General features: G+C 58.3%; 13 protein-coding genes. 3 read left to right on the top strand and 10 right to left on the bottom strand.

Translation table 11 applies throughout. The annotated features are described in order from the left end of the window. Positions 1-120 precede the first annotated feature (120 nt). Positions 121-924 carry an inositol-1-monophosphatase gene (gene suhB, locus F3J36_RS09380; protein WP_058758291.1) on the top strand — a complete coding sequence of 268 codons (804 nt, stop codon included), beginning with the start codon at positions 121-123 and terminating at the stop codon, positions 922-924. Between the two features lie 46 nt (positions 925-970). On the opposite strand, the gene F3J36_RS09375 is transcribed toward suhB, so the two are convergent. The 4 genes from F3J36_RS09375 to F3J36_RS09360 all read right to left on the bottom strand — a co-directional run bounded on the left by F3J36_RS09375 (position 971) and on the right by F3J36_RS09360 (position 5,217). Further along, on the bottom strand, positions 971-2,278 hold the full coding sequence (locus F3J36_RS09375; protein ID WP_166719739.1) for an IS4 family transposase: 1,308 nt from the start codon (positions 2,276-2,278) through the stop codon (positions 971-973). A gap of 129 nt (positions 2,279-2,407) precedes the next feature. Continuing rightward, positions 2,408-3,421 (bottom strand): hypothetical protein, encoded by a 1,014-nt coding sequence (locus tag F3J36_RS09370; protein WP_058758290.1) that lies wholly within the window; start codon positions 3,419-3,421, stop codon positions 2,408-2,410. A gap of 201 nt (positions 3,422-3,622) precedes the next feature. After that, entirely contained in the window at positions 3,623-4,600 is a 978-nt protein-coding gene (locus F3J36_RS09365) for a nickel/cobalt transporter (RefSeq protein ID WP_166719565.1), read from the bottom strand. Next, positions 4,591-5,217 carry a DUF1007 family protein gene (locus F3J36_RS09360; RefSeq protein WP_166719564.1) on the bottom strand — a complete coding sequence of 209 codons (627 nt, stop codon included), beginning with the start codon at positions 5,215-5,217 and terminating at the stop codon, positions 4,591-4,593. Before F3J36_RS09360 ends, F3J36_RS09365 begins: the two co-directional genes overlap by 10 nt. Positions 5,218-5,375: 158 nt before the next feature. Here F3J36_RS09360 and csiE point away from each other — a divergent pair, with 158 nt between their 5' ends. Then, positions 5,376-6,644 carry a stationary phase inducible protein CsiE gene (gene csiE, locus F3J36_RS09355; RefSeq protein ID WP_058770857.1) on the top strand — a complete coding sequence of 423 codons (1,269 nt, stop codon included), beginning with the start codon at positions 5,376-5,378 and terminating at the stop codon, positions 6,642-6,644. Here csiE and F3J36_RS09350 read toward each other — a convergent pair. Together F3J36_RS09350 and glyA are read right to left on the bottom strand one after the other, a co-directional pair. After that, positions 6,641-7,777 (bottom strand): 3-phenylpropionate MFS transporter, encoded by a 1,137-nt coding sequence (locus tag F3J36_RS09350; protein ID WP_166719563.1) that lies wholly within the window; start codon positions 7,775-7,777, stop codon positions 6,641-6,643. The genes csiE and F3J36_RS09350 overlap by 4 nt on opposite strands. 124 nt (positions 7,778-7,901) lie before the next feature. Continuing rightward, the gene (glyA, locus tag F3J36_RS09345; protein WP_021506540.1) at positions 7,902-9,155 is read right to left on the bottom strand and encodes a serine hydroxymethyltransferase; all 1,254 of its coding nucleotides are present in this window, start codon (positions 9,153-9,155) and stop codon (positions 7,902-7,904) included. 336 nt (positions 9,156-9,491) lie between these two features. On the opposite strand from glyA, the gene hmpA reads away from it, so the two are divergent. Further along, positions 9,492-10,676 carry an NO-inducible flavohemoprotein gene (hmpA, locus tag F3J36_RS09340; protein WP_166719561.1) on the top strand — a complete coding sequence of 395 codons (1,185 nt, stop codon included), beginning with the start codon at positions 9,492-9,494 and terminating at the stop codon, positions 10,674-10,676. Positions 10,677-10,727: 51 nt separating this feature from the next. On the opposite strand, the gene glnB is transcribed toward hmpA, so the two are convergent. From glnB to F3J36_RS09320, 4 genes are all read right to left on the bottom strand, one after another. After that, the gene (glnB, locus tag F3J36_RS09335; RefSeq protein WP_007886217.1) at positions 10,728-11,066 is read right to left on the bottom strand and encodes a nitrogen regulatory protein P-II; all 339 of its coding nucleotides are present in this window, start codon (positions 11,064-11,066) and stop codon (positions 10,728-10,730) included. A 77-nt stretch (positions 11,067-11,143) separates the two neighbouring features. Next, positions 11,144-12,475: a two-component system response regulator GlrR gene (gene glrR / locus F3J36_RS09330; RefSeq protein ID WP_125309206.1), complete on the bottom strand. Its 1,332-nt coding sequence runs from the start codon at positions 12,473-12,475 to the stop codon at positions 11,144-11,146. A gap of 2 nt (positions 12,476-12,477) precedes the next feature. Further along, positions 12,478-13,149, bottom strand: coding sequence for a two-component system QseEF-associated lipoprotein QseG (gene qseG / locus F3J36_RS09325; protein WP_021506537.1), 672 nt, complete (start codon positions 13,147-13,149; stop codon positions 12,478-12,480). 3 nt (positions 13,150-13,152) lie between these two features. Beyond that, positions 13,153-14,580 (bottom strand): HAMP domain-containing sensor histidine kinase, encoded by a 1,428-nt coding sequence (locus tag F3J36_RS09320; protein ID WP_166719560.1) that lies wholly within the window; start codon positions 14,578-14,580, stop codon positions 13,153-13,155. Positions 14,581-15,050: the final 470 nt, after the last annotated feature.

Below are 15,050 nucleotides of genomic sequence, written 5' to 3'. Positions count from 1 at the left end.
TAGATAGCGATAAGGAAATGATGGCGCGCATCCTAACATAAAAGCAGGACATTTGCTGAACACCCTGATATACTCCGCGCCGTTTTCACCCCGTTCTTTAACATCCAGTGAGAGATACCGATGCATCCGATGCTCAACATCGCCGTGCGCGCAGCGCGCAAGGCCGGAAATTTAATTGCCAAGAATTATGAAACCCCGGACGCCGTCGAAGCCAGCCAGAAAGGCAGCAACGACTTCGTTACCAATGTTGACCGCGACGCAGAACGTCTGATTGTCGAAGTGATTCGCAAATCTTACCCTCAACACACCATCATCACCGAAGAAAGCGGTGAGCTGGCGGGCGACGATCAGGATGTTCAATGGGTAATCGATCCACTGGATGGCACCACCAACTTCATCAAACGTCTGCCCCACTTTGCTGTTTCTATCGCCGTGCGCATCAAAGGCCGCACCGAAGTGGCGGTGGTTTACGATCCAATGCGTAACGAACTGTTCACCGCTGTACGCGGTCAGGGCGCGCAGCTTAACGGCTATCGCCTGCGCGGCAGCACGGCGCGTGACCTCGACGGCACCATTCTGGCTACCGGCTTCCCGTTCAAGCTGAAGCAGCACGCCACGCCGTTCATCAACATCGTGGCAAAACTGTTTACCCAGTGCGCTGATTTCCGCCGTACCGGCTCTGCTGCGCTGGATTTGGCCTATGTGGCCGCAGGTCGCGTTGACGGTTTCTTTGAGATTGGCCTGAAGCCATGGGATTTCGCTGCCGGTGAACTGCTGGTGCGTGAAGCGGGCGGTCTGGTGACCGATTTCACCGGTAACCACGGCTATATGCTGTCTGGCAACCTGGTGGCCGGTAACCCGCGTGTGGTGAAGGCGATGCTGGCCAGCATGCGCGAAGAACTGAGCGAAGCGCTGAAGCGCTAAGCAAAAAAAGGCGGCTAAATCAGCCTAATGCTTGTCAGATAAGCTTTTAAGAACGCCGCAGCGGATAACGCTGCGGTTTCTTTTTTACCGCCCGCGGATAATGCCGCTGACGACGGCCGGGTAATACGAAGCTTCCCGCCATCGCCATTATTTCATTCATCACCTTCGGTATTCTTCCCGGTGCAACCGCAGGCAGCAGACTCAGCTGACCGGCCAGATACAGCGCCGCCTGTTTAAAGCCCAGCTGATAAGGCTCCACATTTTTAAGGCTGTATGCCATCTGTGCCATCATAAAGCGCAGCAGGTTATACGCCAGTGCCACCCCCCACAGCTCCTGCTGCACCAGCTCCGGCTTTTTACTTCTCAGCGTCAGCTCATTATTCAGCAGGTGCTGCTTCATCTCCCTGAAGCCATGCTCGATTTCCCAGCGATGACCGTACAGGTCCACGATATCGGCTTTCGGATAGCGAAGCGGATCACACATGGACGTCACTATCTGTACCGTTCTGCCGCCGGTTTCCTTACTGATAAGTCTTGCCGTCAGCGTGGCCGGTGCGCCGCTCCATTTTTTCCGCGCCTGCGGCGTCAGGCTCAGCTCAACCAGCTCATGTCCGGGACCCAGCCTCTCTTTTACCCGGTACTGAGCACCTTTTCGCAGCGGTATCATCCAGTGCTTTTCGGTGCCTGATGTCTGCCAGTGATGAAGGAGGCCCGGAGCATAGAAGCCCTTGTCCATTATCGTCAGGGAATGAGCAGGCGTCTGCGCCGCCAGCCGGGCGGCGAGCTCAACTTCGCTGGTTTCAGAGACGCTGCCGAAGGCAACGCCCGACAACAGGTGACTGGTGACCTCCATCTGACAGACCATGCGCAGCTGTGGCCAGTCAGAACGGGCGTGTTCATTGGCCGTGCGGCCGAATGCGGCGTCGTTTTCCGGCGTGTCCGGCGTTCGCCACAGCGTCCCGTCCACCGCCATCAGCGTGAGGCCGTTCCAGTGCGACATCGGTGTTTTTTCGAACCAGAGCTGGCGGGTCTTTTCAAAAACCAGGCGGACGGCTTCAGCCCCGAGCCGCTGACGTGCCTGCACAACCGCGCTGGGTGCGACGAAGGGACGTTTACCCGGGAGGACAATATCAAGGTGGGAAACTAGCTGACTCATGGAAAGAGAGCGGAAAAGCGCCATGCCGGTCACGGCCCATACCATCATTTCCATGGGCAGACGGCGCTTTCGCACCGTGACAACGCCGGTATCCGCCAGGCATTCGTCAATGAGTTCAGGGGAAAGCAGGTCAGAAAGAGCAGAGAACTCTTTCGGTGAGAACTTAAGAACAGCGTCAAGGGCCTGGCTGAGGAGCATAAAAAAATCCGTAATCATCCATGAGAGATTACGGATTTTCACACAGCGACCGGATCGTTCAACCGATCATTTTTGTCTTAACTGATCGGCATTAGGCTAAATCAGCCGCCTTTTTTATTACTGACTTTGTTACCGACGCTCGTGGGTTAACACGGTGCGCGGCTGGGTACGCCGACCGACACCGCCGAGGACCGCCGCCAGCACCGCCTCGATCAGCATCATGAAGAAGGCAAACCAGCTGGCTTTCGCCGTTGCCGCCGCGGCTTTCTCTGCGGCTTCCCGCGCTTTCTGCTCCGCTTCCTGCTTCAGCTGCTGATATTTCTGCATCGCCTGTTGATAGCTTTGCTCAGTCTGATTAACGATCTGTTCCGCTTCCTGATCGCTTTTTCCGGTCCGCGCTTTAATAATGTTTTTCAGCGCATCGCGGTCTGCAGCCTGCAGCGTATCGGCATGACGACTCAGTACACCACGGATCCAATTGGCAATATCATTGTCGGCATTCTGTGGATTCTGTGCCGTCTGTTTCGCCTGGTTTTGCGCATTATTCGCTTCGCTATTTACATCCTGCTGTAAATTTTCCGGCTGCAGTTCCGGTTTGCCGGTCTGACGCAGCGTAGTTTGCAATTCATTTTGCAAATCATCCAGGTTGATATTATTTTCCTGCAGCTTCTCTTTCGCCATATTGGTCACCGATGGCGCTACCGCAGAAATACCGTTACCCAGGGCATTAAAACCGGAGCCTAAAATATTAAAGGCACCGCCGATAATACCGCTGGCAAGGGAAATCGCCAGCCACAGCGTAATCAGGGTACTGACACCAAACATCAGCAGACCGTGCAGCGCACCTTCGCGCTGAGCCAGCCGTCCGGCAACGTAGCTACCGACCGCCAGCGCAATCAGCATGCTGGCCCCGGTCCAAATCAGCGCCCCGGTCCCCAGATGTTCCAGCGGATTTTGTTCCTGCTGGGGATCGATGGTCGTGGCGCCGATCGCGGTTCCCAGCAGCCCCAGTAAAATATGAATGATTAATGCCGCTATCACCCCTGCAAATACGGCACTCCAGGAAATGCGTTTCAACGGTAAACCGCCGTGCGTTTCCACCACCGTTTCCGTGCTGCCATTATTAGTCCAGGTTTCAGGCATATTTATTTCCTCACAAACATTGACGATAAAGAGTAACGCATATAAGAGCACACCCTGTCCTTTTTGATATTATCTAGCGTAGACAGAGAAAACTCTTTTCACCAGATCGGCGGGCAAGAGAAATTAAACTCTGCGTCGCGGGCAAAAAAAAACGCAGCATATTCAGGGAACATGCTGCGCTTATTTTTTAAAGCGTATTAATTAAAAAGGACGCAGACCGCCACCGAAGCCGGGCGTAGCACTGTGCCATAAAATAAAGCCGGCCAGCAGCAACAGCAGGCTGCCAGCCAGCATCACGGCCGGCAACAACCATTGCGCTGCCCCTCTGCTGCTGACCCTGCCGAGACGCACCGCCAGCACGCGCGAGCGCTGCACCAGCAAACCCAGCAGCGACACGGTGAGCGCGGTGCCCAGCGACATGGTCAGCGCCGAGGCCACGCCCCAGCCATACACGCCAATCACTTTGGCAAACAACAGCATCATGATGGCACCGGAACAGGGCCGCAGCCCCATCGACAGCACCACCAGCGCCTGGGTTCTGCCGCTCACCGCACCGGCCAGCTGTTGCGCGCTCGGCAGGTGGGCATGACCGCAGCCGCAGTCAGCATGGTGCTGATGATGCGGCCGTACCGCGCGAATCTGGAGCCCGGTTGCCGGACGGAACGCGCGGCGTAACCCCTGTAGCGCGCGCCAGCCCACCCAGACGCCGAGCGCCATCACCAGCAAATAGCTGCCTTTCTCCAGCCAGTAACTGGTGAGATGCAGCTGGCGCGACGAGGTTTGCAGCACTACCAGCATCAGCGTCACCAGAGCAATCGCCACCGTGCCCTGCAACAGCGCCGCCAGCAGCGTCAGCTTCATGCTGGTTTTCAGCTGCGCCGGATGGGTAGCGAGAAAGGTGCTGATCACCACTTTGCCGTGGCCCGGCCCCAGCGCATGCAGCACGCCGTAGGCAAGGCTGAACAGCATCAGCGTGACACCGGCCTGCTGCGGCTGCTGCGCCACCTGTTGCAGGAGCTGCGTCATCTCACGGTGCAGAACCTTCTGCCACAGTACGCTTTGCAGCAGAATCTGCGGCCAGTGCAGCCACAGCAACGCGCCCGCGCTAATCAGCAGCGCAGCCAGCAGCCACAGTGGCCACCAGCGACGGGAAGCGCCAGGCAGTGAAATCAACGACATGTCAGGGTTACCGTCTGGGCAAACTGCTGGCCGAGATCCATATCTTCGGGCGGTGCGTCAGCTTTATCCAGCGACAGCGCGTACTGTTTTAGCGAGTCATCCGGTTTGGGCGTGTGTAAGTCAAACTGGCAATGGGCTTTCACGGTCTCATCCATGGTGATGGCTTGCGGATTGTCATAATACATATCAACAAAGTAACTGGGATCGAAGGTCTGGATGCGGTACTGCCTGGCGCTTAACGACTGCGGTTCGCCGAACGGCACAATGAACTCCAGCACTGCTTTGTTGCCCTTGCGCGACAGCTGATACTCCTGCGGCAGGTTGAGAAATTTCACCCGATTTTTATCCTGCCACACTTCGGTAAAATAGTGCTGGCCCAGTACATTGGCCATTACCTGCGCCGCCAGCTTTTTCCACACCACCTCGCCGGGTTTGGCGTTGCCGGCATCGTACAGCAGATCGGCGGAGGTGATCTCGTCCATGGTCCATACCATCTTCATCGCGCTGAGATGATCGTCCTTACCGAGCAGTTCGGTCTGCATATCAATAAAGCTGTGTGGATGCGCCCACACGGCGCCGCTGAACAACAGCGTAAAGCTAACGAGCGCAATTTTCATATGTTATAAAGTAACAAATTTTAAAGTCAGAAGGATACCGGGCCAGAAAAAACTGTGACCCGCCCTGAAGCTCTGAACAAAAGTCATGACAAAGGCCAGGGTCAGCGCGTGGAGTTGGCTATTCTTAGCTGAAAAATGACCTGCGGATAACACGATTGATGAGTTCAGCGCATTCTACTGCTCCCCTCTTCAGCCGCGCCCAGCGTCGTTGCCATCTGCTGCTGCTGCTGTTTCTGCCTGCTCCCGCGTTAACGCTTGAAAAGCTCTGCCAGTTAAATGGCGTGGACCCTGTTGTCGCCCGACAGGATATCGCGGATGTCGGAGATGAGATACAGCGCTTTCACCAGCTGGAATTACACCAGATGGTGGATGGCAGCTTTCGCATTCATGGCACGGAACTGGACCGGCGTCTGTGCCTGCTGCACTGGCTGCGCCGCGCGCTGCGCCTGTCGCAGGATTTCGTCTGCACGCATTTTGCGCCGGCACTGCGCCAGCGGCTGAAGGTGCTGAAAATTGAGAAAGCGCTGTGGGATGAAACCAATCTGCAGGCGCTGATCCAGCACTGCAGCCTGCGGCTGGCGCGCGATTTCACGCCGCGCGACCGGCTGTTTCTGCAAATCTTCATGAAATATGCGCTGTGTCAGCGTCAGACGGCGCTGTTCAGCGAGCGCCAGCGCGCCTGGCTGGCGGCGAAGATCGAACGCAGCGCAGCGGATGACGTGATCCATCACTGGCAGAAACGTTGCCATCTGGCCCCGGACGTCAGCGAAACCGATTTCTGGACGCTGCTGTTCAGCCTGATTCACGCGCCAGACGGCAGCCAGCTGGCAGATAGTCAGGCACACAAGCTGATGGCCGCGGTGGAAGCCCTGATCGCCCGCTTTGAGCAACTGGCGCAGACGCGCATCAAAAATCAGCAGCAGCTGAAGCTGCAGCTCTATACTCACCTGGCGCAGGCGCTGGATCGTAGCCACTTTGCCATCGGCATTGATAACAGCGTGGCGCTGGACGTGGCGCGTCTCTATCCGCGCCTGCTGCGCACCACGGCGCGCGCGCTGCAGCACTTCAGCAGCGATTTCGGCACGCAGTTTAGCGCGGAAGAAGTAAGCCTGGTGGCGGTGCAGTTTGGAGGCTGGCTGATGCAGGAGAGCGCGCTACAGGAGAAACAGGTGCTGTTACTGACCGGCGCTGACGCGGCGCTGGAACAGCTGCTGGAGCAGCAGCTGCGGGAAATGATGCTGTTGCCGATCAATATTACCTATCAGGATATGCTGCACTTTCAGCGTGAGGGCGCACCGCGCGATGTGGCGCTGGTGGTGACGCCCTACGCCACCGCCCTGCCGCTCTACTCGCCGCCGCTGATCCACGCTGAGCTGCCGCTGAGCGATCACCAGCAGCAGCGCATTCGTCAGCTGCTGGAGTCTTAAGCCGCGCGTGGCCGCAGGAATAGCGCCGGCAGCGCCACCAGCGCCATCACCCAGAACAGCTGGCCGTGCAGGTGAGTAAACAGCACGCCGCAAACCATCGTCATCACCGCAATGCCGCCGCCCATTGCCAGCGCCGAATAGAGCGACTGCAGACGAATCACCTCTGCGCCTTTACGCGCGGCGATAAAACGCATCGCCGCCAGATGGCAGACGGTAAAGCTGCCGCAGTGCAGAATCTGCGCCACAATCAACAGCGGTAGCGCTGTGCTGGCACCCAGCAGCGTCCAGCGCACCAGCGCGCAAACGCCGGACAGCAGCAGCAGATCGCGCGCGCTCCAGCGGCGAAACAGCCGGTTACTCAGGGCAAAAATCACGATTTCGGCCACCACGCCCAGCGACCACAGGTAGCCCACGACCGACGCGGAGTAGCCCGCTTCCTGCCACCAGATGGCGCTGAAGCTGTAATACGCGGCGTGTGCGCCCTGCATTAGCGTTACGCACAGCATGAAACGCCAGACGCTGTTCTCGCGCAGCAGGTCGCGCCACGCCGCCCAGCCCCCGCTCGCGCCCTGGCGTAGCTCACCCTGCGGTCGGGTTTGTGGCGGCAGCAGCATGCCGGACAGCATCGCCAGCGCGCCTGCGCTCAACAGCAGCAGAATCACCTGCGATGACCAGGCGCTGACCAGCATACCGGTGAGCGCCGAGCTGATAACAAACGCCAGCGAGCCCCACAGCCGTACCGGACCATAGGCCAGCCCGATTTGCTGTGTCCAGGTGGCCGCCAGCGCATCACTCAGCGGCACCAGCGGCGAGAAGAACAGGTTAAAACCAATCATCACCAGCAGCAGCCATAGCCACTGACCGCCCAGCCAGAAACCGAGCGCGAACAGACAGGTCACCAGCGCCAGCAGGCGCAGCGCAACAATCAGCTGCGCTGGATTTTTCACCTGCGAAGCAATCAACAGGCTGCCGGCAAAGCGCGCCACCATGCCACAGCCGAGCAGCAGACCAATTTTTTCCGCATCCAGCCCGTTGCCCTTCAGCCACACGCTCCAGAACGGCAGATAGATGCCATAGCAGAAAAAGTAGGTGAAGTAGCTCAGTCCCAGCCACCTGGCCGATCCGATGGTCATGTTTCCTCCTGTTGACGCTCCGCCGTGCGCGGAATGGCCGTTACTTTCTCAAAGCCGCCTGCGAAAGGGAATAAAAAAAGGATGGCTTGCGCCATCCTTCATCACACTGCGGGTTTAGCGTTTATCAGGCATAAACCGGCAGACGGGCACAGATATCCAGCACTTTCTGTTTGGTGCGCTCGATAGTGGCTTCGTCGTTGATATTGTCGAGAACGTCAGCGATCCAGCCCGCCAGCTCGCGCACTTCCGCTTCTTTGAAGCCGCGACGGGTCACTGCTGGCGTACCGATACGCACACCGGAGGTCACAAACGGGCTCTTCGGATCGTTAGGTACGCTGTTTTTGTTCACGGTGATGTTAGCGCGGCCCAGAGCGGCATCCGCCTCTTTACCGGTCAGACCTTTGCTCACCAGATCGATCAGGAACAGGTGGTTGTAAGTACCACCTGAGACGATGTTGTAACCGCGCTCCAGCAGCACTTCCACCATCGCTTTGGCGTTCTTCGCGACCTGCTGCTGATAAGCCTTGAACTCCGGCTCCATGGCTTCTTTGAACGCGACGGCTTTACCGGCGATAACGTGCATCAGCGGGCCGCCCTGACCACCCGGGAACACCGCGGAGTTCAGTTTCTTGTACAGCTCTTCGTCGCCGTTTTTCGCCAGAATCAGGCCACCACGCGGACCGGCCAGCGTTTTGTGCGTGGTCGAGGTCACGATGTGCGCGTGCGGTACCGGGTTCGGGTACACATCAGCAGCGATCAGACCGGCAACGTGGGCCATATCAACAAACAGCCAGGCGCCGATGCTGTCGGCGATTTCACGCATTTTGGCCCAGTCGCACACGCCAGAGTAAGCAGAGAAGCCGCCCACGATCATTTTTGGCTTGTGGGTCTGCGCCAGTTCGGCCAGCTCTTCGTAATTGATTTTGCCGGTTTCATCGATGCCGTAAGGGATAACGTTGTACAGCTTACCGGACAGGTTGACCGGCGAACCGTGGGTCAGGTGACCACCGTGTGCCAGGTTCATGCCCAGAATGGTGTCGCCCGGCTGCAGCAGCGCGGTGTACACCGCGAAGTTAGCCTGGGAGCCGGAGTGCGGCTGCACGTTAGCGTAATCCGCGCCGAACAGCGCTTTGGCGCGATCGATCGCCAGCTGCTCAACGATATCCACATATTCACATCCGCCGTAGTAGCGTTTGCCCGGATAGCCTTCGGCATATTTGTTGGTGAGCTGTGAACCTTGCGCCTGCATAACGCGTGGGCTGGTGTAGTTTTCCGAAGCAATCAGTTCAATGTGCTCTTCCTGACGCACCTTCTCCTGCTCCATAGCCTGCCACAACTCGGCATCATAATCGGCAATGTTCATATCACGCTTTAACATCCGCATCTCCTGACTCAGCAACTTTTTAACGGCAGTTTAAGCCCCGGCTGGGGGCGAAGGCCAACAGTGTAAACGGTTTTGCCAGGTGACGGTAGCGCCAATCCCCTCTTTTTACGCAAACGATTGGCAAGGCGCTGGCACGGGATTTTTACGCTTTTTAGCCGGGGAAGAAAACCGGAGATTTGTTCATCAGCAGCGGGAAAATTTTTCAGCTTTGCGCGCCCGCCAGCAGATTGACACTCGTCACCCCAGACAAAACGGGGGATTTACAGTGCGCGGCAACAGGCATAACATGCATTTAAAATACATGTTTAAAATTACTCTGAGGATCAGCCCATGCTTGACGCGCAAACCATCGCCACCGTGAAATCTACCCTGCCCGCGATTGCTCAACTCGGCCCGCAGCTGACCGGTCACTTTTATCAGCGGATGCTGACGCAGCATCCCGAGCTGAAGAACGTGTTTAACATGAACAACCAGCGCAGCGGCAATCAGCGTGAAGCGCTGTTTAACGCGATCTGCGCGTACGGCAGCAACCTGGAAAATCTTGCGGTGCTGCTGCCGGCGGTGGAGAAAATTGCACAGAAGCATGCCAGCCTGAATATTCAGCCGGCGCAGTACGCGATTGTCGGGGAAAACCTGCTGGCGACGATTAAAGAGCTGCTCAATCCAGGCGATGAAGTACTGGCGGCGTGGGGCAAAGCCTATGGCGTGCTGGCTGAGGTGTTTATCCAGCGTGAAGCAGCGATTTACCGTGCGTCGGAAGAAAAGGTCGGCGGCTGGCGTGGCGCGCGCGATTTCCGCATCCGTGCGATTACCGCGCAGAGCTCGGTAATTAAAAGCATTGAGCTGGTGCCGAATGATGGAGAGACGGTGGCGGACTTCCTGCCCGGTCAGTATCTGACCCTCAGTCTGCGCCCGGCGGACAGCGACTACATTCAGCACCGCCAGTATTCGCTGACGCATCTGCCGGATGGCAAAGCCTATCGCATTGCGGTGAAACACGAAGCGCAGGGCAGCGTCTCCGGCTGGCTGCATCAGCATGCGAAGGTCGGCGATATCGTGCAGTGCGCCGCGCCGGCCGGGGATTTCTTCCTGCAGGCAGCGGCGCAGACGCCGGTGACGTTGATCTCAGCAGGCGTCGGGCAAACGCCGCTGTTAGCCATGCTGGCCAGCCTGGCGGAGCAGCAGCACCCGGCCGCAGTATGCTGGCTGCACGCTAGCGAAAACGGCGCGCAGCACGCGTTTGCTGATGAAGTCGCGGCGCTGGGTGCGCAACTACCGCGCTTTAGCCGCCACGTCTGGTATCGCCAGCCGCAAGCTGACGACGCGGGACGTTACGACGCGCAGGGTCTGATGGATTTAGCCACCGTCTCAACCGCCCTGACCCAGTCCGAGGGTGAGTTCTGGATTTGCGGCCCGCTGGCATTCATGCAGTTTGTCGCGCGCCAGCTGACCGACGCCGGCATCAGCGCCGACCGCATTCACTACGAGGTGTTCGGTCCGCACAAGGTGCTGTAAATGAAAAAGCCTGCACGCGGCAGGCTTTGTGTCTGGTGAGGAGCGAAGGGCTCAGATGGCCTCTTCGTCTTCCTCGCCGGTACGAATACGCACGACGCGCGCCACGTCAAAGACAAAAATTTTGCCGTCGCCGATTTTACCGGTCTGCGCGGTTTTCATGATGGTTTCTACGCAGGTATCGACGATATCATCGCCCACCACCATCTCGATTTTTACTTTTGGCAGAAAATCGACCATGTATTCGGCACCGCGGTACAGCTCGGTGTGGCCTTTCTGACGTCCGAAGCCTTTCACTTCGCTGACCGTCATCCCGGTGATGCCCACTTCCGCTAAGGCTTCACGCACATCATCGAGTTTGAATGGTTTGATAATTGCATCGATCTTTTTCATCACAGATCCTTTTTTCGCTCCCTCCATGATGGACGGGTAACTATGAGTATAAGTGTTCCTGACGCTGCCGCAGCAAGCTACTCTTTAAATTCGCTGGCGTCCAGTTCGTGGCGCGACAGCAGCTTATAAAACTCGGTACGGTTGCGTCCAGCCAGACGCGCCGCATGCGTCACATTACCTTTGGTCATCTGCAGCAGCTTGCGCAGATAGTTAAGCTCAAACTGGTTGCGTGCTTCGACAAAGGTCGGTAGCGCCGTGTTCTCGCCAGCCAGCGCCTGCTCTACCAGCGCGTCACTAATTACCGGCGACGTAGTAAGCGCCACGCACTGCTCAATCACGTTAACCAGCTGGCGCACATTTCCCGGCCAGCTGGCACTCACCAGCCGTTTCATCGCATCGACCGAGAAGCTGCGCACAAACGGTTTGTGGCGATCGGCCGACTGGCGCAGCAGATGGTTGGCCAGCAGCGGGATGTCTTCGGCGCGTTCATGCAACGCCGGGATCCTGAGATTCACCACGTTGAGACGATAGTAGAGATCTTCGCGGAAGCTTTTCTTCTCCATTGCCTTCGGCAGATCGCGGTGCGTGGCAGAGATGATGCGCACGTTGATGTCGAGATCGCGGTTGCTGCCCAGCGGGCGCACTTTGCGCTCCTGCAGCACGCGGAGAAGCTTCACCTGCAGCGCCTGCGGCATGTCGCCAATCTCATCGAGAAACAGCGTGCCGCCTTCCGCCGCCTGAAACAGCCCTTCGCGCGCACTTACGGCCCCGGTAAAGGCGCCTTTGGCGTGGCCAAACAGCTCGGACTCCAGCAGCTGTTCCGGCAGCGCGCCGCAGTTGATGGCAATGAAAGGTTTGCCGGCGCGCGGACTGGCAGCATGAATCGCCTGCGCCAGCACCTCTTTGCCGGTGCCGCTCTGGCCGTTAATCAATATACTGACGTCAGATTGCGCCACCATGTGCGCCTGCTCCAGCAGCCGCAGCATCAGCGGATTACGCGTGACGATCGCTTCGCGCCAGCCGTCATCGCTGACCGGCGCGCGCTGCGCCAGTGCTTCGTCAATCGCTTTGTATAGCGCATCGCGATCGACCGGTTTGGTCAGAAAGCTAAACACGCCCTGCTGCGTGGCGGCTACCGCGTCCGGAATCGAGCCGTGCGCGGTCAGGATGATGACCGGCAGTCCGGTATGGCGCTTCTGGATTTCAGCAAACAGCGCCAGGCCATCCATTTCATCCATGCGCAGATCGCTGATCACCAAATCGACTTTCTCTTTCTGCAGATGACGCAGGGCTTCCGGCCCGCTGGCCGCGGTCGCTACCTGATAGCCTTCACTGCTGAGACGCATACCGAGCAGCTTGAGTAAGCCCGGATCGTCATCCACCAGCAGTAAGCGTGCGGCCTGTTTCATGGTTACTGCTCCTCGCTTTGGGCATCGCTGGCACCGTGTGTGCTGTCGCCGCTGTCCGGCGCTTTGCGCGATGACAGCTGACGCTCGATGTCAGTCAGTCGCTGCAATTTACGCTGGGTATCGTCCAGCGTTTGCCGCAGTTGCGTTTGCTGCTGACGCAGGCGATCCAGTTCGGCGTCATTGCTTTGCTGCAGCGCGGCGTAGCGGCCGCGCGCCTCGCTCAGCTCCAGCTGCGCGGCCTGGTTACTGCGCCACAGCTGCAGCAGCGGACGCACCGCCGCCGGATAATCCGCGCTGTAGCTGTCGAGCGTATCAACGTACTGACGGCGCTCCACCGGCGTCACGTTGCCGTTCGCCAGCAGGATGCCCTGCTTAAAGGCGCGCGCCCAGTTCTGTACCGGCCAGCGCCGCGCTTCCGCCCGCGCTTCGGCCGCCGACAGCCGCTCACCGCAGTCGATAGCGCGCTGCCAGTAAAGTGGATTGCTCATGGCCGCCGGTGCTTCAATCTGCCAGACATTCTGGCAATCGGTGGCCAGATAATCCGCCAGGCGCACGTCCGGCTCCGGCAGGTTCACCGCACCGCGCGGCGTACTGCTCTGGGGCGGCGCCTGACAGGCGCTCAGGCCGATGGCGATCAGTGCGCCGACGAGAAATCGGCTGGATGTGAGTTTCATTAATCAGGCATTCCCGGCGCTGGTAGTCAAAATGATACGAAAACAGACGTCCGCGTCCGTGCGCGTGACCAACTGCAAATCACCCTGCATCCTGCGCAGGCAATCTTTGGCGATGCTTAATCCCAGCCCGCTGCCTTTCACCGGCCCTTTGCGCTGCTGGCTCCCCTGATAAAAGGGCTCAAAGATCATCGCCTGCTCTTCAGCCGGAATCGGCGTGCCGGTGTTCGCCACCTCAATCCACACCTGGTTGCCCTTCTGCTGGCTCTGCAGCCAGATGTTACCGGATTCGCTACCGTAGTTCACGGCGTTCGAGTAGAGGTTATCAATCACTCGCTGCAACAGCGTCGGTTCCGCCAGACAATAACGGGCCTGCAGATCGACATGCGTGTGCATCTGGCGCGCGCTGGCGGGCAGTGAGTGCACCCTGACGACGCTATCAATGATAGCGTCGATAGCCACCGGTTCCAGCCGCATTGGACTCTCCGCCAGCCGGCGATTGTAGTCGAGCAACTGTTCAATCAGCCGCTGCAGATGACGGCTGCTGGTGTCGAGAATGGCGACAACTTCCTGCTGTTCCGCATTGAGCGGGCCGGCAACCTGATCGGCCAGCAGTTCGGTGCCTTCGCGCAGGCTGGCCAGCGGCGTTTTGAGTTCGTGCGACAGGTGGCGCAGAAACTCATGCCGCTGTGCTTCCAGCCAGCTAAGACGTTCGCTGAGCCAGACTATGCGCTGTCCCAGCGAGCGAATTTCGCGCGGCCCGCGAAAGCTGACGCTATTGCCCAGCGTTTTCCCCTCGCCCAGTCGGTTGATCATGCGTTCGACGCGCTTAACCGGGCCGATAATCATGCCGGTGAACAGCAGCACCAGCACCAGACTGATCAAAAACAGTATCAGCGCCTGCCAGCCAAAAAACTGGCCGCGATCGGCAATTTCGCGCTGCAGCTGCAGGCCGCGTGAAAACACCACTTCACGCGTGGCCTGCACCATGCGGGTGTTGGCGGCGGAGAATGCCTCCAGCGCGCTCGCCGCCGGTGCCAGCAGATTGCCGTTATCACACTGCAGCTTTTCCAGCTGCGGCAGCGCGCTCTGCAATATTTTGAACGTTGGCAAATCGGGCAGGCTGGCGGCATGGCTGCTGAGCATCTGGCCATAGCGGCTCCACTGCGTTTGATACAGGCGTGCCAGACTGGCATCGCCCAGCACACAATACTGGCGATAGCTACGCTCCAGCTCCAGCGCCGTACGCGCCATCGCCTCGCTGCGACGCACGTCGGTGAAGGTGTTGCGGTTAGTGTCCGCCGCCTGATTACTCAATGCTGAAAGGCTTTCCCACGCCTGCCATGCCAGCACCAGCAGCGGCAGCAGCACCAGCAGAAAGGCCATTAAAACCAGTTGCCGCAGGGATCGGGGAAACAGACGCCATCTCTTCACAACCGCGCTTCCTTTAAGGTGAGTTGCAGGCATGCTAGCGAAGTCCGGCAAGGTTAGAAAGGCTGAAAACGAAAACGGCAGGCCTTTTGGCCTGCCGTGAGAGCGACGCCGCAGCATCGCCTGCAAAATAGGTGGAGCCTAACTCAACGTTGCGTCCGGTGCTTGATAACGTTGCAAAGCAAGCGATTATCGGTTGGGTGGACGGCAGGCTCCGTTTGGTGCGTCATTCGATATTTTATGAGCTCAACCGCAGTGCGGGGCAATCATAGACAGGAGAATGAGCAACGTAATGAGTATAGCAACTATCGTGCCAGAAAATAAATAGCCTTGTTAATCAGCATACTGCCAGCTCAGAGAGGGAATTAACGACGCTTTCGGACCGGCTGGTCTGGAAAAAGTGTCGCCGATTAGCAACGGCTTTAACGCGCTAACTTTGCGCCTATAAAAAACAACGATTTAAATGTCACCTT

This window comes from Pantoea sp. Cy-640 (assembly GCF_011752635.1).
Classification (GTDB): domain Bacteria; phylum Pseudomonadota; class Gammaproteobacteria; order Enterobacterales; family Enterobacteriaceae; genus Pantoea; species Pantoea dispersa.
Note: the sequence above shows the minus strand (reverse complement) of the source record. Positions and strands in the feature narration are given on the sequence as shown.